The sequence below is a fragment of the Metabacillus sediminilitoris genome, from assembly GCF_009720625.1.
Classification (GTDB): Bacteria; Bacillota; Bacilli; order Bacillales; family Bacillaceae; genus Metabacillus; species Metabacillus sediminilitoris.
In genome coordinates, this window is the sequence record NZ_CP046266.1 from 5527112 (window position 1) to 5552212 (window position 25101).

Annotated in this window: 19 protein-coding genes and 2 pseudogenes; 13 read left to right on the forward strand and 8 right to left on the reverse strand. The window is 35.9% G+C overall.

Going from position 1 to position 25101, the window contains the following annotated elements; translation table 11 throughout:
- Nucleotides 1–149: 149 nt before the first annotated feature.
- Nucleotides 150–488, reverse strand: coding sequence for a zinc ribbon domain-containing protein YjdM (locus GMB29_RS26495; RefSeq protein ID WP_136356231.1), 339 nt, complete (start codon nt 486–488; stop codon nt 150–152).
- Nucleotides 489–773: 285 nt separating this feature from the next.
- Between GMB29_RS26495 and GMB29_RS26500 the strand changes: the two genes are divergently transcribed.
- Complete coding sequence (locus GMB29_RS26500) at nt 774–1535, forward strand: YqcI/YcgG family protein (RefSeq protein WP_227551438.1); 762 nt, start codon at nt 774–776, stop codon at nt 1533–1535.
- A gap of 87 nt (nt 1536–1622) precedes the next feature.
- Here the strand turns inward: GMB29_RS26500 and GMB29_RS26505 are convergent, their stop codons facing one another.
- Nucleotides 1623–2570, reverse strand: a complete 948-nt coding sequence (locus tag GMB29_RS26505; protein ID WP_136356233.1) for an arginine deiminase family protein — start codon at nt 2568–2570, stop codon at nt 1623–1625.
- A 200-nt stretch (nt 2571–2770) separates the two neighbouring features.
- On the opposite strand from GMB29_RS26505, the gene GMB29_RS26510 reads away from it, so the two are divergent.
- The 5 genes from GMB29_RS26510 (at nt 2771) to GMB29_RS26530 (ending at nt 8388) form a co-directional block, all read left to right on the forward strand.
- Nucleotides 2771–3415, forward strand: coding sequence for a spore coat protein (locus GMB29_RS26510; protein WP_136356235.1), 645 nt, complete (start codon nt 2771–2773; stop codon nt 3413–3415).
- A gap of 263 nt (nt 3416–3678) precedes the next feature.
- A complete protein-coding gene (locus GMB29_RS26515) occupies nt 3679–4860 on the forward strand; it encodes a galactokinase (RefSeq protein ID WP_136356237.1) in 1182 nt (393 codons plus the stop codon).
- A 1-nt stretch (nt 4861) separates the two neighbouring features.
- A complete protein-coding gene (gene galE, locus GMB29_RS26520) occupies nt 4862–5857 on the forward strand; it encodes a UDP-glucose 4-epimerase GalE (protein ID WP_136356239.1) in 996 nt (331 codons plus the stop codon).
- Nucleotides 5858–5859: 2 nt separating this feature from the next.
- On the forward strand, nt 5860–7338 hold the full coding sequence (galT, locus tag GMB29_RS26525; RefSeq protein WP_136356241.1) for a UDP-glucose--hexose-1-phosphate uridylyltransferase: 1479 nt from the start codon (nt 5860–5862) through the stop codon (nt 7336–7338).
- Between the two features lie 12 nt (nt 7339–7350).
- Entirely contained in the window at nt 7351–8388 is a 1038-nt protein-coding gene (locus GMB29_RS26530) for an aldose epimerase family protein (protein ID WP_136356243.1), read from the forward strand.
- A 41-nt stretch (nt 8389–8429) separates the two neighbouring features.
- Here the strand turns inward: GMB29_RS26530 and GMB29_RS26535 are convergent, their stop codons facing one another.
- Together GMB29_RS26535 and GMB29_RS26540 are read right to left on the reverse strand one after the other, a co-directional pair.
- Entirely contained in the window at nt 8430–9593 is a 1164-nt protein-coding gene (locus tag GMB29_RS26535; RefSeq protein ID WP_136356245.1) for an ROK family transcriptional regulator, read from the reverse strand.
- A gap of 154 nt (nt 9594–9747) precedes the next feature.
- A complete protein-coding gene (locus GMB29_RS26540; RefSeq protein WP_227551439.1) occupies nt 9748–11358 on the reverse strand; it encodes an ATP-binding protein in 1611 nt (536 codons plus the stop codon).
- A 257-nt stretch (nt 11359–11615) separates the two neighbouring features.
- On the opposite strand from GMB29_RS26540, the pseudogene GMB29_RS26545 reads away from it, so the two are divergent.
- Nucleotides 11616–11836, forward strand: a pseudogene (locus GMB29_RS26545) (lactate/malate family dehydrogenase); the annotation flags it as partial.
- Nucleotides 11837–11965: 129 nt separating this feature from the next.
- On the opposite strand, the gene GMB29_RS26550 reads toward GMB29_RS26545, so the two are convergent.
- Nucleotides 11966–13180, reverse strand: a complete 1215-nt coding sequence (locus tag GMB29_RS26550) for a sensor histidine kinase (protein WP_136356247.1) — start codon at nt 13178–13180, stop codon at nt 11966–11968.
- Between the two features lie 462 nt (nt 13181–13642).
- On the opposite strand from GMB29_RS26550, the gene GMB29_RS26555 reads away from it, so the two are divergent.
- Nucleotides 13643–13879, forward strand: coding sequence for a DUF5995 family protein (locus GMB29_RS26555; RefSeq protein ID WP_227551782.1), 237 nt, complete (start codon nt 13643–13645; stop codon nt 13877–13879).
- Here the strand turns inward: GMB29_RS26555 and helD are convergent.
- On the reverse strand, nt 13866–16202 hold the full coding sequence (gene helD / locus GMB29_RS26560; protein ID WP_136356249.1) for an RNA polymerase recycling motor HelD: 2337 nt from the start codon (nt 16200–16202) through the stop codon (nt 13866–13868). The genes GMB29_RS26555 and helD overlap by 14 nt on opposite strands.
- Nucleotides 16203–17002: 800 nt before the next feature.
- Here helD and GMB29_RS26565 point away from each other — a divergent pair.
- Nucleotides 17003–17602, forward strand: coding sequence for a hypothetical protein (locus tag GMB29_RS26565; RefSeq protein ID WP_136356251.1), 600 nt, complete (start codon nt 17003–17005; stop codon nt 17600–17602).
- Between the two features lie 867 nt (nt 17603–18469).
- On the opposite strand, the gene GMB29_RS26570 is transcribed toward GMB29_RS26565, so the two are convergent.
- Nucleotides 18470–18799: a PadR family transcriptional regulator gene (locus tag GMB29_RS26570; RefSeq protein ID WP_136356253.1), complete on the reverse strand. Its 330-nt coding sequence runs from the start codon at nt 18797–18799 to the stop codon at nt 18470–18472.
- A 521-nt stretch (nt 18800–19320) separates the two neighbouring features.
- Here GMB29_RS26570 and ahpC point away from each other — a divergent pair.
- A complete protein-coding gene (gene ahpC, locus GMB29_RS26575) occupies nt 19321–19884 on the forward strand; it encodes an alkyl hydroperoxide reductase subunit C (RefSeq protein WP_136356255.1) in 564 nt (187 codons plus the stop codon).
- 14 nt (nt 19885–19898) lie between these two features.
- A complete protein-coding gene (ahpF, locus tag GMB29_RS26580) occupies nt 19899–21428 on the forward strand; it encodes an alkyl hydroperoxide reductase subunit F (RefSeq protein WP_136356257.1) in 1530 nt (509 codons plus the stop codon).
- A gap of 745 nt (nt 21429–22173) precedes the next feature.
- Here ahpF and GMB29_RS27570 read toward each other — a convergent pair.
- Nucleotides 22174–22431: pseudogene (locus GMB29_RS27570) on the reverse strand (helix-turn-helix transcriptional regulator); the annotation flags it as partial.
- 349 nt (nt 22432–22780) lie between these two features.
- On the opposite strand from GMB29_RS27570, the gene GMB29_RS26590 reads away from it, so the two are divergent.
- On the forward strand, nt 22781–23452 hold the full coding sequence (locus GMB29_RS26590) for a hypothetical protein (RefSeq protein ID WP_136356259.1): 672 nt from the start codon (nt 22781–22783) through the stop codon (nt 23450–23452).
- 77 nt (nt 23453–23529) lie between these two features.
- Nucleotides 23530–25062, forward strand: coding sequence for a glycine betaine uptake BCCT transporter (locus GMB29_RS26595; RefSeq protein ID WP_168733906.1), 1533 nt, complete (start codon nt 23530–23532; stop codon nt 25060–25062).
- Nucleotides 25063–25101 lie beyond the last annotated feature (39 nt).

Here is a 25101-nt window from a genome sequence, read left to right on the forward strand (position 1 = left end):
TAGATTGTTTATCATTTGCAAGCCTCCGCTTTAGCGGGGGCTTTTGATGGTTACTAAAAAGCAAATTTCCATATACGTATGGCAAGGAGAGATTTATTTCTAAGACATATTTTCAGTTCACTTTTTAGCAGCCGTTTTTATTAAATGCTTTATATTTTTTTAACAAATTCAGATTTTAATTTCATAGCACCAAAACCATCTATTTTGCAATCAATATCATGATCTCCATCAACTAAGCGGATATTTTTGACTTTTGTACCTACTTTTATAACAGAGGAAGTTCCTTTTACTTTCAGGTCTTTAATTACTGAAACAGCATCACCATCATTTAACACATTTCCGTTTGCATCCTTGAAAACCTTTTGATCTTCATTGCTCTCGGATTCCTCTACCGTCCATTCATGGGCACATTCTGGACAAACATAAAGACTTCCATCTTCATATGTATATTCTGAATGACATTTTGGACAATTTGGCAAATTAGACATCATTTTATTCCCCTTCTTTTATATATTTTCTTATATACTGGCATAGTTGTATCATATAAACAAGCTATCTTTTAGATTTTATAAGTAGCTGGATTAACCACTTTATTAATTGAAATCACACAAATAGTTTATTACAGGACTACGATTAATCTTAAGAATGTCCCCTTATCAATTTCCTAATGAAAAACGTGCATTTGCTCTTATTTTCAAGTAATAAACAAATAGACAGTCACCCATTCGAACCTTCATTAATAGTGTAATTGTGTAAAGAAGGAGGATATCGGAGTGGGAACACTTTTAGAAAAGATATGGATTGACGAACAGTTGGAAACATTGCCCTTATGGCAACAAACAGCCTATAGATCCTTTTCTTCCATGATAGCTGATGATGAAAATATGTATCCATGTATTCCTGCAAAATATGGGTTTTTATCAAACAATTTGAGGTTTAGTTTTGTCGGCGATCCACGAGAAGAGAGTTCAATAAAGGAACTTGCTGATGCTTTAAGGGAATATAGAAAATGTTCACGTCATACAGGTAAATATTCCTCTTTAGCGGTTTTCTTTGAAACACCCGAAGATATGCTTAAAGATCATGATGTTGAAAACTATCGTGAATTATTTTGGTCTGTTTTAAATAAGGTTACAACATTTGATGAAAAGGAATGGCCAGATTATATTCCAACAGACCCCTCAAACAACAAATGGGAATTTTGTTTTAATGGAGAGCCGTATTTTATCTTCTGTGCTACGCCTGCTCATAAAATTCGTAAAAGTCGTTATTTCCCCTCCCTATTCATGGCATTTCAGCCACGTTGGGTGTTTGAAGAAATGAACGACTCTACAGCATATGGACGCAAAATGAAAAAGGTAATACGTAGGCGCCTTGTTAATTATGATGGAATTCCAGGTCACCCTGATTTAAAATGGTACGGGCAAGAAGACAATTTTGAATGGAAACAATATTTTTTAAGCGATGATAACAGCAGTCCTTCTAAATGTCCCTTTATGAGAATGAAAAACAAACTTTCTGGTTTACTAAAGTAAAAGCGGTTATATGGAATATATAGAGCAGGCTCACAACTATCTGAGTCTGTTTTCCTTTGCCTTTAGGATCGATATTCAAGGGATCGTTTATTGCAGCGTTTTTCGGCGGAACGGCAGTGTCATACAACGAATCCCACCACCTGATTTCTCTAGCTCAGTCACTTCTATTTCGATAAATTTCTTTTTTTTCAATTTAGGATGATCTTTCATCATTTGCTTATGTGCTTTCTTGCTGATTAATAATGTCTCTGGATCTAGATTAAGAAAGTTGAGATCAGGAACCGTATCATATTCCATTAACCAGTAAACTTCAAATCCATGTCGATTTAAAAATTGCTCCGGCATTTCATACCGAGATGTATTCTCCGTTATGACGTTTACAGGAAAATAACGCAAATAGCTTTTTGATATCACTAAATCCTTGTTTGCTACATTACAATTCATATCTAAATGAAGGGTATCTGATCTTCGCGGTAAATCGATTATTCCTATTTCAGAAAAACCGGCATTGAATATTTTGCCCTTTACTTGCTCAATACTTTCGATACTTGTTCGGATGCCACTATTTATAAAGACAACATCTTTATTAAGGATAAGAACATCTCCAAACTCTAATGCTTTTACCTTATTATTTTCATTTATTAAAAACGTATCAGAAAACCATTTTTTCATTAATAAATGTGCTTGTACATACTCAGGACGCCTCATCGAGATTCCTGGTTCTCCAGGTAAAATCACATTTCCAAATACACAAGCAAGGTCACGTACAAAGAAACGATTAATCAACTGGTCACTAAGGATCTGATCTTCCTTTAATAGTTCCTTCGAATAATCAATTACTTTAATTCCTGCATTTTCAAAAGCCTCTCTAAGCTCATAAAAATTTTCTTGTGCGATTGCTTGATTTATAGGAGAGCTCCATTGAACATACTCAGCTGTTTTCAAATCAGGAACATCTAACTTAGCTGGTGCACAAAGCATAACAACCTCAAGCTCTTCATGCTCAGACCAACAATTAGGTTGAAATGATAACATTTGTTCCCCAGCCCTTCCCTCTTTCTATCTGTTTTTTATCGTTACCATTTACAAAGGGAATATGTGAGCAAACTATAATGAGAACAATACTTGTAAAGACTTTTACAAAAAGGGATTTGGAAAATAATAAAACACCTCATAAATGTTTTTAATAAGGAGAATATAGATATGTACTTGACTTAAACAGGAGGGAATTCAACATGCAAAATATGAACCAAAACCAAATGGGAAATCAATTACCAACAAATATGCCTATTAATCAAACAATGTCGAAAAACCATGGTGGTCATGAAGTATTTGATGCACACGAAGTCATAACTGGTCTAATAAGCATGCTAGATCAATATCAAATGTATGACCAATATATTAAGGATCCAGAATTAAAGTCTATTTTACAGCGACAATCTTCATTTGTAACACAAATGTACAACACAGTTGTAGAAAGCTTTCAAACCGGACAAGATCCTGCTGTTCCTACCCAACAATATAAAATGGAGCAAAACAATAATGTTGTATATGGTATAAAACCAAGTCAACCTAAAAAGCCTGTTCAGTCAATTAACGAGCTTTCCGATCAATGCATTTCTACTTTTATGTTAGGAAACACTAAATCGTTAGCGCCCCTATTAACGATGGCAGCACTTGAAATGACCAACCCAGTCTTACGCCGTGTCATTGCAGATAGTGTACCGAATTTAATTGAATTAAGCTATGAAATCTTTCTTTATCAAAACAAGCATGGTTATTATCAGGTTCCACAATTGATGGATCAAGATATGAACCTCATGCTTTCTAGCTATGCAAAGGTACCTATACAAGGGAATATGCCTAATATTCCTCATTAAATAAGAAGCGCTGGATGTAAGATAACACCTTACTCCAGCTTTTTTTATTTATTTGCTTCATCGCTCTGTTGAAGGACGTTTTCCTCGATGCATAGTCTAATTTTGCCCTTTATAAACGATTCTTTTTTCTGAAAATCGCTAAATTTCAAACAAACAGTTATTGCATCCATATAAAAATCATAGTAAACTTAACTCAACTTAATTAAATTAATTAACTAAGTGTTGTTCTTATTATAAGTTAACAAGTTAAAACAGGAGGAATTATGAATACAATTGAGAATTTAACAAATAAATTTCGGTCGATTTTCGATACAAATAAAACACCTAGGACCTTTTTCGCACCTGGGAGAATTAACTTAATTGGCGAACATACTGATTATAACGGAGGACATGTGTTCCCTGCTTCCCTTTCATTTGGAACATATGCTCTTGGCTTAAAACGGGAAGATCAAAAATTACGCTTTTATTCACTGAATTTCCCTGAAATCGGAATGGTAGAATGTGATTTATCAGATTTAGCATTTGAAGAAGGACACAACTGGGCGAATTATCCAAAAGGAATATTGCTTTATTTAATAGAATCTGGTCATGAGATCCTTCATGGAGCTGATATTTTATTTTATGGAAATATCCCAAATGGCGCCGGTCTCTCTTCTTCTGCATCAATTGAGCTGGCTACAGGAGTTTTATTTGAAGGATTATTTGGGTTAAACATTGGCCGTATCCAAATGATCCAACTCGGGCAGAAAGTTGAAAACGAATACATTGGTGTGAATAGCGGGATTATGGACCAGTTTGCAATCGGTATGGGGAAAAAGGATCATGCGATCCTATTAAACTGCCAAACTCTAGAATACGAGTATGCCCCACTTTCATTGAACGATTATGTAATTATGATTATAAATACAAATAAACAACGGACATTGGCGGGATCTAAATACAATGAAAGGCGTGCTCAATGCGAAGAGGCACTAAGACAGTTACAAAAAGAGCTATCGATTCATAGTTTAGGAGAATTAACAACAGATCAATTTGAGGAATATAAACATCTGATCACTGATGAAATCAATCAAAAACGCGCCAAGCATGCTGTCTACGAAAATGCTCGTACATTGGAAGCGTTGGAAAGGCTGCAGCAGGGTGATCTCATACACTTTGGAAAATTAATGAATGCATCACATTTATCATTAAGGGATGATTATGAGGTAAGCTGCCTTGAGCTTGACACTGTCGTAAAAACAGCATGGGAAATTGAGGGTGTTTTAGGGGCACGGATGACTGGTGCTGGATTTGGCGGATGTGCTATTGCCATTGTAGCAAAAGAAAATGTAACAGAATTCGAAGAAAATATAAACGCTATCTACCGAGAAGTTGTTGGATATGATGCCACTTTTTATCAAGCATCCATTGGTGATGGAGCAAAAGAAATTTCTGAGGAGTGTTAATATGAGTGTTCTCGTTTTAGGTGGAGCAGGTTATATCGGATCACATGCAGTCTATCAATTAATCGATCAAGGTGAAAAGGTTGTAATCGTTGATAATCTTGAAACAGGCCACAGAGATGCGCTACATCCTAAGGCAGCTTTTTATGAGGGCGATATTCGCAATGGCGATTTTCTCAACTCTATCTTTGAAAAAGAGTCGATCGATGCAGTAATTCATTTTGCAGCAAATTCACTTGTCGGTGAATCGATGGAAAATCCTCTTAAATACTTTGATAATAATGTTTACGGAACACAGGTTTTACTTCAAGCAATGATTGAACATAATGTAAAAAAAATTGTTTTCTCTTCAACAGCAGCAACCTATGGAGAGCCTGAATCGGTACCCATTCTTGAAACCATGCCAACAATCCCAACTAGTACGTATGGGGAAACAAAACTTACCATGGAAAAATTAATGAAATGGACAGAACAAGCACACGGCATAAAATATGTTTCCTTACGTTATTTCAATGTGGCAGGTGCAAGAGAAACGGCTGAAATTGGTGAAGATCATCAGCCTGAAACACATCTTGTTCCAATTATTTTACAGACAGCTCTTGGGCAGCGTTCCCATATTACCATTTTTGGCGATGATTACAATACACCTGATGGTACATGTATCCGCGACTATGTTCATGTGGAAGATTTAATCAGCGCACATTTGCTAGCATTGAAATATCTACGAAATGGCGGTAAAAGCAATGTGTTCAACCTTGGAAGCAATAAAGGCTTTTCAGTAAAAGAAATGATTGATGAGGCTAAACTTGTAACTGGCAGAGATATTCCAGCTAAAATAGGTGCACGCAGAGCAGGTGATCCGAGCATATTAATTGCCAGCTCTGAAAAGGCAAAACAAGTATTAGGCTGGAATCCAACCCAAACTTCCGTTACAAAAATCATTAAAGATGCATGGAATTGGCATTCTACTCATCCTAAAGGCTATAGAAAGGAAGTGTGAACATGATCTATCAATATATAGCTGATCTGATTCATAAAGCGTTAGAAGTAGAATTAATTGAACCAGCAGATACGATTTATGTTCAGAATCAAGTGATGTATTTATTGGGATTAGATTCATTTCCGGAAATAGAAGATCAAAAAAGCATTGATCATATCCCAGACATCCTTGAAAAAATAATCTCATATGCGGTTGAGCATAACGTGATAAGTAATGTGTTTGATGACAAGGAAATACTGGCTGCAAATATTATGAATTGCTTTGTTCCAAGACCATCTGTTGTCAATTCGACTTTCTATAATAAATATGAAGTATCACCGATAGAAGCTACTGATTATTTCTATAACCTAAGTAAAAACAATAATTATATTCAGTTGAACCGAATTCAGAAAAATATATCCTATAAAGTTGATACTCTATATGGTCAAATGGATATTACTATTAATTTATCAAAGCCCGAAAAGGATCCAGAGCAAATTAAGCGAGAACGTGAAATAAAGCAAACTGGAAACTATCCAAAATGTCTCTTGTGCAAAGAAAATGAAGGATATGCAGGAAGAACTGGGTATCCAGCGCGTGCAAATCATAGAATTATTAACGTTCCTCTCTTAGATGAAAATTGGTATTTACAATATTCACCATATGTCTACTATAATGAACACAGCATTTTGCTCTCTGAAGAACATCGTGAAATGAAAATTAACCGTAAGGCATTTGATCGATTGCTTACTTTCACAGCTAAATTCCCTCATTATTTTATCGGGTCAAATGCTGATTTGCCAATTGTGGGCGGTTCGATTTTAAGTCATGATCATTATCAAGCTGGTAGATATGAATTTGCCATGACTAACGCGGAAGATGCTTTTTCGTTTCTGTTACATGCTTATCCAGAAATCAATGCTTCTATTTTAAAATGGCCGATGTCAGTAATCCGCTTGCGAGGAACAGATAGTGACCAGCTTGTCGATGCAGCAGATCATATTTTACAGACATGGAGAGGCTATTCTGATGAAATGGCAAATATAGTGGCATTTACAGAAAATACGCCGCACAACACGGTTACTCCTATTGCCCGAAATCGAGATGGCATCTATGAGCTTGATCTCGTTTTAAGAAATAATCGCACAACTGATGAACATCCACTTGGAATTTTCCATCCACATGCTGATGTCCATCATATTAAAAAAGAAAACATTGGATTAATTGAAGTGATGGGGCTCGCTGTTTTACCACCTAGACTAAAGGATGAATTAACTGAGATTAAGAGATTCATACTAGGACAATCAAGTCAAGTAGCAGCATACCATCAGGATTGGGCCGAACAAATTAGAAATGAGTATGGGACACTTACTAATTCAGAAGAGGCAGAATCTATTTTACACACAGAGCTTGGCAAGAAATTTGTCAGGGTCCTACAAGATGCAGGTGTAATGAAAGAGCAGGAAGCATTTCATAGATTCATTTATACACTAAACAAATAGGTGGGAAGAGATATGAAGATTGATACTAGAGAAATTCTGGGAAAGTGGAAGGAATATACGTTAACGAATGACAGAGGTATGGCTGTTAGTGTCCTGAACTTTGGTGGCATCATCACAAAAATCATTGTTCCAGATCGAGATGGAAATAGTGAAAATGTTGTTCTTGGCTATAAGGATTATAATGAGTATGAATCAAATCCTCATTACTTTGGCGCCATCATTGGCCGCGTTGCTGGCAGAATTCAAGGTGCTTCTTTTGAAATTGACAATAAGACATATCCTTTAGAGGCAAATAACGGGGAAAACCATCTGCATGGCGGCTCTAATGGATTTCATCAAGTAATATGGGAGGTTACCCCTATCCAAGCTAAGAAAGAGATAGGCTTAAATCTTTCTTATAAAAGTGTTGATGGAGAAAGCGGCTATCCTGGAAACGTTGAGATTGTGGTTTCCTATACACTAAATAACGAAAATCAGATTATTATTGATTATAAAGCATCGAGTGATAAAACAACGCCATTTACCTTAACAAACCATACTTACTTCAACTTAAGCGGCAATACAAAAAATATTGTCCAAGATCATCATGTCACAATTGATAGCAGTTCTTTTGTTGAACTAGACGAATATCTTATCCCAACAGGGAAATTACTTCATGTTGAAGGAACCTCTTTTGATTTCCGTACTGGGCATACCCTTGGAGACGGATTTAACAATGAGTTCATCCAAAACAAAATAGCTGAGAATGGATATGATCACTACTTTATTTTTGACAATTCCAGGGAGTATAACGCCATCGTTCGAGAGCCTGGCAGCGGCCGCGTTTTATCAATCAATACGAATCATCCAGGAATGGTGATGTATACCTCAAATAGTTTGAATGAAGGTTTGGAATTAGCGGAAGGTTCCTCACGGAAATACCTTGGCGTTTGCTTTGAAACTCAGGAATCGCCAGCATCATTACATCATGAGGGTTTTCCAAATGCGATTTTAAAACCAGGTGAAAATTATCATAAACAAACTGTGTTTACATTTGGCATAGAAGCATAAAAATAAGCTGAACTTTCTCTATGAAGGTTCAGCTTTTATAATTAAATTGGATCAAATAATTCGATCAATAACAGTGATACAGCACCTAATAAGGTTGCATCATCCCCAAGTTCAGTGACAATCACCTTGGTCTGTTTTGCTTCCGTTGTTAACGCTCTTTGCTGAATTGTTTCCATAATTGCTGGCATCATAAACTTTTCACTCTTCATGACCCCGCCACCTAAAACAATTTTACTAGGGTTGATAAGATGAATTAAGTTAGTTAAACCAATCCCAATAATCTTTCCGGTTTCATGAAGATGGTCAATATAGACTGGATTTCCATGTTGTGCAAGCTCAAATACATCTCTCCCAGTTAAGGAGCCTGCCTCTTCTACTTGCTTTTCAGCCCTGCCGGCAATTGCAGCACCACTTACAAACGTTTGCAGGCAGCCGCGATTCCCACATTCACAAATTTCCCCATTTAGATCAAGAGTCATATGGCCAAATTCCCCGGCAATCCCCTGTGCTCCATGATATAATTTACCGTTTATCACAACGCCGGCTCCAACTCCGCGGCCAATATTAACGGCAACCATGCTCTCTACGTCACCGTGTCCACCAAACCAAGATTCACCTAACGCCATGGCTCTGGCATCATTTTCAATTTTTATTGTGATATTGAATTCCCGTTCCAACACATCTTTTATAGGAATATTTCGTAAGTTCAAATTAGGAGCGACAAGCGACGTTCCCGATTCAACATCAACTACACCATGCATCGCAATACCTATTCCTATGATCTTGTCTACATGGATAGAGTTAGCCTCGATAATTGTATGGATATTTTCCTTTAGAATGGCAAGAAATTGTTCATTTGTTAACGGTTTGTTCAGCAAACTAGATGTCCGGTGGAAGATCTCCCCCGTTAAGTCCGTTAGCACACAATCCACTGTTTCAGGTCCTGCATCAACACCAATGACATAAAAAGCATTGCTGTTAATATGCAGCATCGTTGGTTTTCGCCCGCCACTTGACTCACCTAGCATGCTTTCTCTTACTAAACCCTGCTCAATCAACTCTTTTACAATGCTTGAGACTGTTGGCGGTGTAAGACTTGTTTCCTTGGCTATTTGTGCCCTTGAGATAGGTTCTGACGTTCGAATCTTATTTAGAATAATCGATTTATTAACAGATTTCATTAATTGAAATGTTCCGCGTTGCACGAAGAAGTCCTCCATTTTGGCTGTCTTACCATCATTATAACATAGTAAATTAAATTAATTTACAAATAAGTTTTTACTGATTCTTCCCGATACATATCATCTTTTAAAAAATAGGTGGGAATGGAATTCATAGAGACGTGTGAAACAAAAAAACTCAATTACTATTTTTCGAAGATCTTGGTAACCAAATTGTGAAAGTTGTGCCTGTTCCCTTCTCACTTTCTACTCTCACTTTGCCTTTGTGCAGCTCAATAATATTATAACTCATCGATAATCCGAGACCTAACCCGTTTTCTTTTGTCGTAAAGAAAGGTGTAGATACCTTTTTCAATGTACTTTTATCCATCCCCATACCATTGTCTTTAATGATTATTTCAATCCCGTCATCATGTAAATTAGGATTTACAGAAATTTTTATTTTTCCATTATGTGAGATTGCATCTAAAGAATTTTGGATGATATTTATTAAGACCTGTTTTATTTTATCCCTATCAATATTTACCTTTTCAGTTAGCGAGACATTATATTCTATCTTTATATCTTTATTTGTCACCTGGCTTTCCATTAAAGTAATGATATCTTCAATAAGATCATTCATTTCTATAAAAGATTTTGCAATTTCATTTTGATCAGGTTTTGCCATTAGAACAAATTGATTTACAAGATTCTTTATTCTTTCTAACTCGCTAAAAATAATCCTAAAATATTCAACCTGTTTACGCTCATTTGTCTTTAATTGTTTTTTTAATAGTTGTAATAATCCTATGATTGATGTAAGCGGGTTACGAATTTCATGGGCAAGACCAGCGCTTATCTTTCCAATTGCAGACAATTTTTCACTTGCCATAACTTGTTTTTCTAACATTAATCTATCCGTAATATCCCTAAATTGACCAAATGCTCCATTTACTTGATTGGTCTCATTATATATTGGAAAAGAGTCAAATAAGAAAATCTTATCGGAAATCGTTATTTCGATATCTTCATATTTTTTATGACCTCTTAAAACATTTTCCATATACTCCCCAATGATAGGAATCTTCTTTATTGGGCTGTTTATAATCGCTTCTTTTTTACAGGACAAAACTCTCTCTGCGAATGGATTTACTTCAATTATATTTCCTACTTCATTTGTAATAATGATTCCGTTTCGACTGTTTTTAATTAGTACTTGGTTTAGAATTAATAATTTTTTATTCTGTTTATTAACTTTTACTTCACGTTCTATCGAACCTACTGCTGATTGTAATAATCCTAAATGAAATGAACTTGCATCTTGAGCGGTCATCATGACTGAAATTGTACCGCTTATTTTCCCCGAATGCTGAAAGGGAGCAGAAAAACAAGCACTTTGGTATAAACATCGGTGGAAATGATCAGTACCAATCATTTGAACTGGCTGTTCCAAATCCAAAGCCATTGATATACAATTTGTACCCAACTCTGATTCCGTAAATGTGATCCCGCTGGACAGTCCTAAAGACTGTACTTGCCCTTTTATCATCTCATCTCCGTACATTTCTAAAATGCAGCCTTCAACATCTGTTATGACAATTAAAACCGCCATTCCATTCAAGTCAGAAATTAATTTTGTCATAAACTTTCTTGCTACACTTATAACATCATCTAAATGTTCTTTCTTTTGCTGCAGCCTACTTTTGGTCAAACATGATTTAGGAACCGGAATATCATCAGGGCTCATTTTATATTCTATTAAACATCTCTGATGTGAATGATTAATATATCTATCTTTTATCTGTATCATGATAATTCCCTCAGTTTATTATTTTAAAAAACATACTAAAAGTATCCATTTTACTACTTTAATAATAATATATTTTTGGCTTGAAATTAATAATTTTAAATTGAAGGAGGATGGGGCTTAGAGTATTTTTTCAAAAGAGGCTTAATGAACTCAATGCTTAGAAAATTTATGCCTTTTAAATACAAAAGTTATCTTATTAATTAATGATATTTTACAAGATCGGAGCAGCTAATACTTACCATATTAGTGGAATATCTTATGAAGACTGCACAAAGATGCTGCTATTGTTGTGATTTATGCTGGTACAGCAAAAACCTGGAGAAACAAGACTTGATCTTGTAAGTAAAAACTGAAGATTTTTAAAACAATTGTGAACAGCATAATGGATTCTGGATTTAACGGTATCTTTTTAGTCGCTACTAATCCATTTGATATATTAGCTTTTGCAACTTGGAAATTCTCTGGTTTCCCTAAAGAAATATTTAAATCCATGTATTAAAAAGCAGTCATAACAGTTTAATTTATTATTATGACTGCTTTAATCATTAACGAACAATTAAGAAAAACACATTTACTTTTGATATAGTAACCGAGACTTTTACAACACTCATGAAATGGTTGCTGGAAAGCTAATAGAGATCATCGTTCCTTCACCTTGAGAGCTTTGAATATCAATTTTCCCTTTATATTTCTCAGCTATATTAAAGCAAATCATCATACCTAATCCAGTCCCTTTGCTTTTTAAAGAATAAAATGGAGTACCAAGGGACTTTACTTCTGCCTCTGACATCCCATGTCCATAATCAACTACTTTAATCTCAACAAACTCTCCCTTTCTACTAGCAGTGACAATGACAGAATCACCAATTTTAGAGGCCTCAATTGCGTTTTTAATAATGTTTATCAATAATTGTTTAAACTCTATATTGTTTGCAACAATATAACAATCCTCTACTACATTTAATTCAATTTTATTATCATGTAAAAGTCCATATGAATGGAGTAAATCTGTTACACTCTGAAGAACTTCCTTTACATTAACTGTTTCTGTTTCTGTCTCTTTATTTGGCTTTGCAATCGACAAAAATTGAGAAATCACCTGCTCAGCTGTATTCAATTCATCCACCATCAACGTAAAATGTCTTTTTGTTTCATCACTAAACGAAGTGTCCTTTTCGTATAACTGCAAAAATCCTTTTACAACTGTCAATGGATTTCTAATTTCATGTGCAACAGCAGCTGCAAGTTGTCCAGTAGTCTTCAAACGCTCTGTCTGCTGAATTTGCTCATAATATAATTGCTGTTTTTTTATTCGTCCTGACGACAAATAAAATATAAAATAGATAATTACTTGACTACCAATAAAGTTAATAACATTTCCGATTAGATCCTGTTGAATATAAGGGTAGAGATATCCTTTGCCACTGAATACAATATAGCCGAATAAACCAATGATAGATACACTGTTTAATAGTAATGAAAAATAAAAGAGTTTTGAATCAAAAAACAAAATAGAAATGGCCGGAATAAAACATAGAAAAATAAAGGTAGACCATGTTTCTGGATATAATAAAAAAAGGGTATAAAAGTAGAATGACGCTACGATAATAATGATCATTCTAAAAACACGAGTTACATACTTTGGATAAAGCAATAAACACACAGATAGAATGAAAATAAGTGAACTGTGTAAGATATTACCTATCCTATCTTCACCAATATTCGGATTATCCATCAACAAACCAATAATCATAATAACTATGACAATTAGTACTGTACTATAATATATTTTATTATCTAATTGAGTATAAAATCCCTTCATACATACTCCTTTTATTTGATTTCAAAACCAAATAAGAAATAATAATATGGTTTAATTTGCCTTTACTTATATTAACATATAATTTTGCTATGAATTAGAATTTTGTCATGAAATCGGTAAGTGGCTGTTATTAAGAACTTAGCTAACGTTGCAATAATAATGGATAAAATTGATAAAATCACCCATTTTGTCACCATTTGACATGTAGAAAAAAGCACTAAAATCAAAATGATTTTAGTGCTTTTTTTAATGGATATTTTTTCCAACATCAACAAAAAGGTTCCATCCTGGAATAAGATTAGTACAGTACAATACTCATACCCAATTAAAGAACAGGTGTTAGAGGTATATGATGGGATTTGAATATAAACAATTGGATCAATTCCATTCAATGAAACAAGTGATTGATTTCATGGAGAAACGGCTTCAAGTTCTTCTGAAGTCTGGGGATCATAGAGCAGTATTTCAACGAGACTACCTCTTGATGACGAAGGAGATGCAGCACGTCTATCTTCAGATTTTTTCCGGGATCCTGTTTGGATGGAACGTGTTTTAGTCAGTTTCGCTGGCTTTTACTTTAAAGCTATTGATAGCTATGAAAACGGAAGGCCGTGCCCACCAGCTTGGGAACTAGCCTTCCGTCTAGCAGATGAAAAAAGTAGATTTGTTGTTCAAGATACAAAATCTAGTTTTGAATAAAGCTTCCTGTTGCAGCATTGAGTAAAAAAGAGCTCGGTTTACCAATACTGTAAAGCTGCAGGTGGTGCATAGCCCGCGTGCAGGCTGTATAGAACAATCGGCGCAGACTCTCATTTCCATATACTTCAACTGATGCGTCATAAATAATAACTGCATCGAATTCAATCCCTTTGGCTAGATATGCCGGTATGATGACAACGCCTTGCTCGTATTCAATTGAACCGCTCTTCACGAGTTTCATTTCATCAATGCCTCTCAAAGCGTCATATGCAATTGAGCTTTCCGCAGCGGATTTGCAGATAACTGCAATCGTATTATACTGACGCCCCTTTAGTTCGGCGATTTTAGAAGTTATACAGTGATGCAGTTCGTCACGATTAGATACTTGCGTTAATACAGGCACCACACCATCACGCTCAAAAGCAGTTATCTGTTCACCACCACTGACGAGTCCACGTGTAAAATCTACAATTGGTTTAGTTGATCTGTAGCTGCGGGTTAAGTTTATCGTATGTGTTTCATCTGCTCCGTATAATCCTTTAAGTGTATGAAAATCAGCCATTTCACTGGCATGAGCGAATATTGCCTGGTTAAAGTCACCGAGCACCGTCATCCTTGCTGAAGGAAACAAGCGTTTCAAAAACTCGAATTGAAACGGAGAATAATCTTGTGCTTCGTCTACAAGAACGTGTTTAATTGAAACATTCGTCTGAAATCCCTGAATCAACTCTTTCAAAAGTAAAAACGGTGTAGCATCTTCGTAAAATAGTTTGCCTTCATCAAGCATTTTTACCGTTAACAGACAAATATCTTCCCACTTCTTGGGTCTGTTACCATCTATCCACATATTGATCTGTAGTGGATTAGCAAACAGTTGCTTGTATATCCCTTTCATGTCTATGAAACGAAGCATTTTGATTGATTCGCGAAGCGGCTTCAACTTTTTCCGAACGAGCATTCTGCTTAGCAATTTGCTCTCTCTCTCATAATCATCAAATGATTCTTCTGTATAGCCGTGTTTTTTCTGTAAATACGTATAGGCCTTTTGATAATCATCTTTACTAAGCAACTCGATTTCTTCCTGTACCCATGGCTTTGTCAGTTCAACCTTTTCCGTTTCATCAATACGCTCATTTAGCCACTCTGTCAGCTTTTCTAACCTGTTGTAAAAGCGAAGTGAAGAATTGCTGCTATAAAATCTCTCCGTTATTTGTTTGGCGGTAACAATCGGTTTCCCTCTGAATTTCATTCCTTTAAATATCATCCCAGATGATTCCAGAGACTGTCTGTACGCCTTAATTATCTCAAAATAGCGGAGCGATGCCTTGAAACGGATATTTGCCGTCCTAGTCTGATAAGAAGGTTCATCCTTTGCAGTCAAAACATATTCCAATTGTCCATAAGTATCCTCAAGTTGAAATGAATCGCCTAACCGATGACTCAAATATTCCTGAAATGTCACCTGCTGCATATTTTCTTCGCCAAGCTCTGGCAACACTCTAGATACATAGCTGTTAAACATAGCGTTAGGCGAAAAAAGAATAATTTGATCGGCTTTTAGCCATTCTCGATACTTATAGAGCAAGTAAGCGATCCTCTGCAGGGCTGCCGATGTCTTTCCACTGCCAGCGGCGCCTTGAACAATAAGTAGACGTCCTTTGTCATACCTGATAATTTGGTTTTGCTCCTGTTGTATGCTAGACACGATACTGTGTAAATGTTTGTCTGTCCCTTTTCCGAGCACATGCTGTAAAATCTCGTCTCCAATTGTAATACTTGTATCAAACATCGATTCAATGACTCCATCACGGATAATATATTGCCACTTTCGATCCAACACACCGCCAACTACTCCTCCTGGTGTATCGTACTCAGCCGGACCTGGCGGATAATCATAATAGACGCTTGAAATTGGTGCTCGCCAGTCATAAATTAGGAAGTTCTCACCGCTTGCATCCGTTAGGGTGGAGACACCGATATAAAAACGTTCAACCTCGGATGTTCCTTCCTCAGTGAAGTCAATTCGGCCGAAATAGGGTATTTCCTGCATTCTTTGCAGAGTGGACAGCCGTTTGGAGGCTTGCTTATGACTACTTTGGCTTACAGACAATTCTTGGGCCTGTTGTCTCAAGCTTATAATCGTCTCGAGATAATCATCGAAACTATCTGTATTAACCTTGACCTCATCCCAAAAGTTTTTGCGGATATTGACCACTTCTTTCCGATGCTGGTCAGTTTCTCCTTCCAACTTACTGATCTGTTCTGTAATTGTTTCCAAAATGCTGTCTAAATGTTCTTGCTCCTGACGAAGTCCTTTGTCCATATCATGCACTCCTTTAAAAAATTGAAAATGAGGGTTGACTGAAGAGTGATTATGTTATAAAATTATAATAGGGATTATTATGACCTTAATGACGAAATTACATATGATCTATTTTAATCTACCACGTTTTTTTCGTTTAATCAATACGCTCTATCCTTCTTCTTTGTTTGGACCACAATTACAATAATCCTACTCAAAAGAAAATAACCCACTAAAAACGATCTCCAAACAGACGATCATTTATAGTCAGGTTAGCTAAATTATTAATCGCTCTTACTCTATTAATTCCATGTATTGTTACAAATCCAAATGCAAAAGTAGTAGTCCCCCATCTCCAGAAATTTGTAAAAGACGATGGGTGTAATATGTATAAAAATATATTATTAGTAAGCAAAACCTCGAAGTTTAATTCCTTAACATTTGAGACCATTCTAATTCTCAAAGAGTTTATAACATAATTCTCTTCTACAATTAAGATTATAATTCTTCCTACATTCTCTTTACCATTCACACCTTTTTATTCTTTATATCAGATCATATCTATCTTGCTTTAAAAGAAGTAACTGTTTTGGATTTTTTAGCTGCATTTGCAAATTTTTTTATCAATTTTCTATCGATTCCCTCAAGACTATTTTTCTTTTCTTTCTTTTTAGCATTCATCTGTTCTCTCTCCTATCCTGCTTGGTCTTTTATTCCTATTAGTTTATACAAAAACTTACTGTTTTAAACGTTCTACCACTTCTCTCTCTCGAATAGACTAGCAATATAACAAATTGATAGTTTAGAAAGAGGGATATATTGTGAGTAAAACCTATAGTAATCAAAATTTTTATACCATATATGAAGAAGAACTTAATGACCTAACCTATCATCCTACAGGACTTATTGACAGAATACTTCATCATATTTCTCGAAAGTTTTCTCCAACCATTGACCTTAAATATACAATTGCAGTCCCTGTTTCCGATTTTCTCCGGGGAGAACTTTTTTGTGAGGATGTTTCTGAAGTGATTGAGAAACCATTTACACAAACAAATTTAATCAGTATTCTTTTAGATGATTTTCTCTATCAAGCTAAGCATAGAAAATACCTTGATGACTTATATAGAGAATTACAGGCAGAGATTCCACAACCTATCGAAATCTTCCATTACAGTGGAGACCATGAAATAGTACAAATGAATAATGGGATACAAAGAAAAAAGGAGATCGTCTGTACAATCAAGAGGAAAAAGGCACTAAGGCTTGAAATCATACTAAGTGATTTAGCCAACATATATCCAGAAATAACATTCAATGTAAATGATCTCATACAATCTATGTATAGTCGTTTTATTAAAAAATACAAAAATGGTACTTTAACAAATGAATTAGAAAACATCGTAAAAAGATTAGGTTAATTAGTTATGTATGTCCCTTTTAAGTTAGTAGAAAAAAGAGAACGATTACGTAAAAAAATAAAAAACAGGGTTTCCGAAAAGAATCTACTTTGGAAACCCTAGTTCCTTTAAAAAGCTACTTTTTTCTTTTTTTAATAACCATGAAAATAATAAATGCTGCAACCACTAATAATAGTAGCAAAGTATAAAAAATATATGTTGGATTTTTATTAATATCCTCAGGAATAAAACTACTTGCAAGAGGTCCTAGTGAGATAAACAATGGTATTAAAATTGTATTCCATGTTTTGGTGTAAATGGCAGAAGCAATAAAAATAACTATACAAAATACGACAATCAGGTTATTTTGAAAAGGTTTGCTACATAAATAGACTCAAAACCTTGTTCTTTATACCAAAGTAAAGGAACAATACCTAATCCAGTAACGAAAAAACTTGTTCCGAACGTAAAAAGATACCCATTTTCATTGAAGAAATTTAGGTAATACTTTGAATAACAGCAAACTATATATCAACATTCCAAGGAATCCTGCTATGAATGCAATCCAGATCATACCTTTTGATAAGGAAAATTCCCCTGCAATTGCGGGTCCGATGCTAAAATAAGCAGCCAAAAGTAGAATCATTATAGGTACTAAGCCTGTAATTTGACGATAATCAGTTTTCTTGATTCACTGATACTCTTCATATATTGCTAGGACTTTCCCCAATAATTTTTGTGACATCCTTCCCCTCACTCTCAGCTTCTGCTAATTGGACTTCAAGCTCCTCCGTTATCTCATTATTCTTTATCATTTTTTCCTTTGGAGAATAAATATAGACGAAGTTCAATCAAAAACTGTTCAGACTCCTTAGAAATCATATTATTTCACACCTCCCTTTTATTTAACACATTGTTAACCGTGAAACTTAGCTGTCCCCAGCGTTTGATAAATAGCTTTAGCTCTTCCTCTCCTTTTTCGGTTAATGAATAATACTTTCTTTTAGGTCCTGCAGTTGACTTCCTTAAAGTAGCACTAATTAATTTTTCTTTTTGCATTTGAAGTAATAAAGGAAAAATGATCTCCTCACTGAAAGAGTGAAATCCATATGACTCCAATCTTGCCGCTAATTCATAACCATAAATATCTCCATCTTTCATGATGGCTAAAAGGCATCCAGCTAAGATCCCTTTTAACATTTGAGTAGTATCTGCCATAGCAATTACTCTTTTCATTACCTTGCAATACAAGATATATTTTTACTGTAAATTACACTATCTTGTATTGTAAGATATTTTTTGAGAAATACTGGAAAGTAAAGTTTTGCAACTTATCCATATATGTCCCAAGCATTTATAGAACTGTTCCATTCGTTACAATTTAAACGAATAAACACTGCTAATTTCCTGATTACTGTTAAATGAGAAAGATTAAGGATAATTGAAAATTCAAGTGTTAACATTAAAATCATTTAACTCCCCTTTTTACAGTGACCATGTATTCCTAACGAAAACAACTACAAGTATTGAATCAGGAAAATTAATATAACAAGATAATTTGAGTTTTATCCTTGACAAAATAATAAAATTTATATAATAATAGTTACTGAATTAGAATTATTATATTTAACGAATAATAATTAAGAGAAAATTATAGTTATTATTCGTTATTTACCGTTTTGACTATATGTACAAAACGATTTTTATAAATTTTAAAACACACTAGGAGGAATTTTATTATGTCTTTAATCGGAAAAGAAGTACTACCATTCAAAGCACAAGCTTATCAAAACGGAGATTTTATCCAAGTTACAGATGAAAACTTTAAAGGAAAATGGAGTGTTGTTTGCTTCTATCCAGCAGACTTTACATTCGTTTGCCCTACTGAGCTTGAAGATCTTCAAAATCAATACGCAACTCTAAAAGACCTTGGTGTTGAAGTTTACTCTGTTTCAACAGATACTCATTTCACACATAAAGCATGGCATGATAACTCAGAAACAATTGGTAAAATTGAATACATTATGATTGGTGACCCTTCACAAAAAATCTCTCGCAACTTCGATGTACTAAACGAAGAAGAAGGTCTTGCTGATCGCGGTACTTTCATCATTGATCCAGACGGTATTGTTCAAGCTGTTGAAATCAATGCGGGCGGAATTGGCCGTGATGCAAGCACTATTGTTAACAAAATTAAAGCAGCACAATATGTACGTAACAATCCAGGTGAAGTTTGCCCAGCAAAATGGCAAGAAGGTTCTGCAACATTAAAGCCAAGCCTTGATCTTGTAGGGAAAATTTAAGGAGTTCGAGATTAATGATACTAGAAGCAGATATCAAAGCACAATTAGCCCAATATCTTGAACTGATGGAAGGTGATGTGCTTCTAAAAGTTAGCGCAGGATCCGATGATGTTTCTCGCGACATGCTGGCTCTAGTAGATGAACTAGCCACTATGTCTTCGAAAATTAAAGTTGAGAACACAGAATTACCAAAAACGCCCAGCTTTAGTGTGAATCGTATCGGCGAAGACACTGGGGTAACTTTTGCTGGTATCCCTCTTGGACATGAATTTACTTCATTAGTGCTGGCTTTACTGCAAGTGAGCGGAAGAGCTCCAAAGGTTGATCAGAAAGCCATTGATCAAATTAAAGGTATAAAAGGTGAATATCACTTTGAATCTTACATTAGCCTTAGCTGTCACAACTGCCCAGATGTTGTACAAGCACTGAACCTAATGAGTATTCTTAACCCTGGCATTTCTCATACGATGATTGATGGTGCAGCGTTTAAGGATGAGGTTGAAAGCAAGGGCATCATGGCCGTACCAACGGTGTTCCTAAATGGAGAATCATTCGGCAGCGGTCGTATGACACTTGAAGAAATCCTTGCTAAGGTCGGTACTGCTCCAGATGCATCAGAGTTTGCTGGCAAGGAACCATTTGATGTGCTTGTTGTTGGCGGCGGACCAGCCGGTGCTAGTGCGGCAGTCTATGCAGCACGCAAAGGCATTCGTACAGGCATTGTTGCTGAACGCTTTGGCGGTCAGATTATGGACACGATGGGTATTGAGAACTTTATCAGTGTGAAATATACAGAAGGTCCTAAGCTCGCAGCAAGTCTTGAAGAACATGTGAAAGAGTACGACATTGATGTCATGAATTTACAACGTGCCAAACGTCTAGAAAAGAATGACCTCATCGAACTTGAACTTGAAAATGGTGCGGTTCTAAAGAGTAAAACCGTCATCCTTTCAACTGGTGCTCGTTGGCGCAATGTTGGTGTACCAGGCGAAGCAGAGTTCAAGAACAAAGGTGTAGCATACTGTCCTCATTGTGACGGTCCTTTATTTGCCGGAAAACACGTAGCCGTAATTGGCGGCGGTAATTCAGGTATTGAGGCGGCAATTGATCTCGCAGGTATTGTGAAGCATGTAACCGTTCTTGAATTTATGCCTGAGTTGAAAGCTGATGTTGTCCTTCAAGAGCGTCTTTACAGTCTTCCTAACGTAACTGTTCTGAAGAACGTTCAAACAAAGGAAATTACCGGAACTGATAAAGTCAACGGTATTTCTTACATTGACCGCGAGACGGAAGAAGTTCACCACATTGAATTACAAGGTGTCTTCGTTCAGATTGGCCTTGTCCCTAATACCGATTGGTTAGGTGAAACGGTTGAACGTACCCGTGTAGGTGAAATCGTAGTTGATAAGCATGGTGCAACAAATATCCCTGGCGTATTTGCTGCAGGCGACTGTACAGATAGCGCTTATAAGCAAATCATCATTTCAATGGGATCAGGTGCAACTGCAGCATTAGGCGCATTCGATTATCTGATCAGAAATTAATAAAGTGAGACTTCCATCAGTAGGGTTTTCATGATCCCCCACTGATGGTTAGCGAAACTTATCACGCATAAAACGCCACGTCCTTATGTCTTGCCTGATCTTTGAACATCCTGTCCTTCGTCGGATCTTTACGAGCAGTTATCTCCTACTTCTCTTCTTTGTTTCTCTCAAATCTTGAAGTGGAGTCTTACTGCCCGTTAAGAATGGGATAAAATTTAAGAAAGTCGCTTTTCTATCTTACTGATTGAAAGCGACTTTCTTTTTTCTTCCTTATGAAAGAATCATCGTGATATACACAAAAGCAAAGGAACATAACCTTGGAAAAGAACGATCACTCAGCAATATCTTACATTGACTAATTTTTATATTACCCTATAAAATCTATGTTTCCTTTATAAATTAATCCTCTTTATATTTTTCTTTCACCATATTGGAACCAATTGCTCCACCTATCATTAAAATTAAAGACCCAAAGTTCCAAAAAATAACCCGCCATATAAAGGGAAATCGAATGTAGTAAATTTATTTAGAAGTAGGATACCTATTTTTAGGATCAATAGAGCTACGCCTATTAAAATTAAAACATCAAAAATAAAGTGAGACTTCCATCAGTGGGGGTTTTTTTCATCCCCCACTGATGGTTAGCGAAACTTATCGGATCTTTACGGGCAGTTATCTCCCACTTATCTTCTTTGTTTCTCTTGAATCTTGAAGTGGGAGTCCTACTGCCCGTTAAGAATGGGATAAATTTTAGTTTTGGATGTGCCAATTGTTTACCACCATTAATCACCTTCACTTTCAACTCCTCATCACTCCTTAACAATTCTTCAATTGTTAGCTCAAAAAGGTCACTTAGTTTAATAATGATTTCTATACTCGGATAATTTTAACCGTTCTCCCACTTAGAAACTGACTGTCTACTAACAAAGAGCTTTTCTGCTAATTCTTCTTGAGACCACCCTTCATCCTTTCTCTCCTTTTTTAATTTGTTTGCAAATATCATCTCATCAGACACCTTTCTGTAATCTATCATCCGTTATTGTTAAACCCCTATATAAAAAGTAAAGATAACTGTAGTTGTAATACACCGCAACCTAAGGTTCCCCTTGTCAAAAACCCTCGTTTAATCAGCATTTTAGGGCCATAAATTTTGTATAAAACAGAACTTCATACAAGTGTTTCATAATAGTATGGTTTATACAATTTCATCTAAAAAATAATGTTTTTTCTAAAATAGGACACCTTATTAATAAAAATAGAACTGCAGCATTAAACTTATCATCTATCATTCTGGAGTTATTCCTTGAAAAATAAGCAACGTCTTTACATATGTGTTGAAGGGAGATTTGTCAGTGAAACTGTATCAAGTAAGAAAAGGACAATTTGTCTATTATAACAATGAGTTACATAAGATATATGGCGTAAAACCGATGTATAAACAATCTGTCCATCTTATAAGGCTTAGGGATTTAACACAGCATTTAACCAAAGCGGTCAGCGTGGAAAGGTACAAACCAAAGGATCTTGATAGCTTTGTTTTTAACCATAAGGTATATACGCTTAGAAATGATCGAAAAGCTGAAGCAGGAGATTATATATTAATTAACAATCCCATGCCTGATTCCCTTGATACATATTCCTTAAATGAAATTGATCTAATTGAAACGGCTGATAACAAAGGTGTCATCACAAGTAATTCTCACGGGATCAAGCATAATGAGTATTTATTAATGGTGCCTGGGCGTGCTAACGGCAGCACCCCTATCGATTATCAGGACATTGAAAAGGTTGATGAAGAGAGCTTGAAGGACTTGGATCCCCAAAATTTAGATCTACGTGCCAACGAAGTGCTGCCGTCATTAGGAGACGTCTATAAAAAGAAGGACAATCATGCATTTTTTGAAGCAATGGTGGTAGCAATTAAAGACCAAACTGTTTACCTTGGAGGCGGTATCGAGATAACAGCGGATGAGTTGATGATCAATGATAAGTGGGAGTTTCAATATAACCTCCTTGATAAATAATTTTTCTCTTGGGAGTTAACTTTTTGGACACATGAGAGCCTATTTTCACTTAAACTAAGCCTTACTAGGAGGTTTCTATGGACAGTAAGAAAAATATGGGAAACAGTGTTTTTATCATATCATTATTACTTACTCTCATTTTTATTGTATGGGGAGTCTTTTTTACAGATAATCTCGCCAAAGTCACCAACACCATTTATAATGGTTCGATTGATTACCTTGGGTGGGTTTATCTTGGTGTCACCCTCTTCTTTGTCATCTTCTCCATTTATTTACTGTTCTCTAAATATGGTGATATTCGGCTAGGGAGGAAAACAGACAAGCCTGATTTTAACACCGCATCCTGGCTCGCCATGTTGTTTGGTGCTGGTATGGGAATCGGTATTGTTTACTGGAGTGTCGCTGAACCGGTTACCCACTACACCACCCCACCTTATGGGGAACCATTTACGGTGGAGGCAGCCAATACAGCTATGAAATATACATTTTTCCATTGGGGCCTCGACCCTTGGGCGATTTACACAGTTATTGGTTTAGCCCTTGCCTTTTTCCAATATAACAAAAGACTGCCTGCAGCCATCAGTTCGGCATTCTATCCGATACTTGGCGATAGAATATACGGACCGATCGGAAAAACCATTGATGTATTATCAATCTTCGCAACTGTCTTTGGAATCGCAACATCTTTAGGCCTTGGCGCCATGCAGGTCACGGCCGGAATGCATGAAATCTTCGGAATTCCCAATGTGTTATTCGTCCAGTTGATTGTTATTGCTGTTGCAACAGTCCTTTTTATCATCTCAATCAATACAGGTTTAGAGAAAGGAATCCAATACTTATCAAATGCAGCCATGATTTTATCTTTTGCAATCATGCTAATGATTTTGATTGTCGGACCAACCTTGACGATTATTAAGGTTCTTTTTAATACAACCGGGCTCTATATCAGTGATTTTATTCATATGAGTTTACGGTTAACACCATTCGGCAAAGGAGAATGGATTGCATCATGGACCTTATTTTATTGGGCATGGTGGATTGCATGGGCACCTTTTGTCGGTATGTTTATTGCCCGGGTTTCAAGAGGAAGAACAGTAAAGGAGTTTGTTATTGGAGTGTTAATTGTTCCTACTCTCGGAACATGTTTATGGATGTCCATATTTGGCGGTTCCGCGCTTGAAATTGTGCAAAACACTGGCAGCCGTGATTTGGCCATGTATATTACCAAAAACGTTTCATTATCTATCTTTACCTTCTTTGATTATCTTCCATTAAGTTCTCTGCTGAGTATTTTGGGGTTTGCTGTCGTAACTATTTATTATATAACTGTTGCCGATACAGCCACCTTCGTATTGGGAATGCTAAGTGAAGGCGGAACATTAAATCCTTCAAATAAAATTAAAATGACATGGGGAATCATTCAATCTGCTTTAGCTGCTGTCTTGCTTTTAGCCGGTGGTCTGAACGTTTTGCAAACAGCATCCATCGCAGCCGCTCTTCCCTTTGCCATTATTATGATCGTCATGAGCTTCTCATTATTAAAAGGTTTAAAAAGTGAAGTCGAAGTACACAGGAGTAATAAAAGAAATATGCACCATTCTAAAAGTTAATAAAATGTGGAAATCTCCCTGAGTCTGTTCAGGGAGATT

Excerpts from the sequence above, each read along its gene's own strand:
- GMB29_RS26495 (WP_136356231.1), bottom strand. The coding sequence starts at position 488 with ATGTCTAATTTGCCAAATTGTCCAAAATGTCATTCAGAATATACATAT.
- GMB29_RS26505 (WP_136356233.1), bottom strand. The coding sequence starts at position 2,570 with ATGTTATCATTTCAACCTAATTGTTGGTCTGAGCATGAAGAGCTTGAG.
- GMB29_RS26510 (WP_136356235.1), top strand. The coding sequence starts at position 2,771 with ATGCAAAATATGAACCAAAACCAAATGGGAAATCAATTACCAACAAAT.
- GMB29_RS26515 (WP_136356237.1), top strand. The coding sequence starts at position 3,679 with ATGAATACAATTGAGAATTTAACAAATAAATTTCGGTCGATTTTCGAT.
- galE (WP_136356239.1), top strand. The coding sequence starts at position 4,862 with ATGAGTGTTCTCGTTTTAGGTGGAGCAGGTTATATCGGATCACATGCA.
- galT (WP_136356241.1), top strand. The coding sequence starts at position 5,860 with ATGATCTATCAATATATAGCTGATCTGATTCATAAAGCGTTAGAAGTA.
- GMB29_RS26530 (WP_136356243.1), top strand. The coding sequence starts at position 7,351 with ATGAAGATTGATACTAGAGAAATTCTGGGAAAGTGGAAGGAATATACG.
- GMB29_RS26540 (WP_227551439.1), bottom strand. The coding sequence starts at position 11,358 with ATGATACAGATAAAAGATAGATATATTAATCATTCACATCAGAGATGT.
- GMB29_RS26550 (WP_136356247.1), bottom strand. The coding sequence starts at position 13,180 with ATGAAGGGATTTTATACTCAATTAGATAATAAAATATATTATAGTACA.
- helD (WP_136356249.1), bottom strand. The coding sequence starts at position 16,202 with ATGGACAAAGGACTTCGTCAGGAGCAAGAACATTTAGACAGCATTTTG.
- GMB29_RS26570 (WP_136356253.1), bottom strand. The coding sequence starts at position 18,799 with ATGGCAGATACTACTCAAATGTTAAAAGGGATCTTAGCTGGATGCCTT.
- ahpC (WP_136356255.1), top strand. The coding sequence starts at position 19,321 with ATGTCTTTAATCGGAAAAGAAGTACTACCATTCAAAGCACAAGCTTAT.
- ahpF (WP_136356257.1), top strand. The coding sequence starts at position 19,899 with ATGATACTAGAAGCAGATATCAAAGCACAATTAGCCCAATATCTTGAA.
- GMB29_RS26595 (WP_168733906.1), top strand. The coding sequence starts at position 23,530 with ATGGACAGTAAGAAAAATATGGGAAACAGTGTTTTTATCATATCATTA.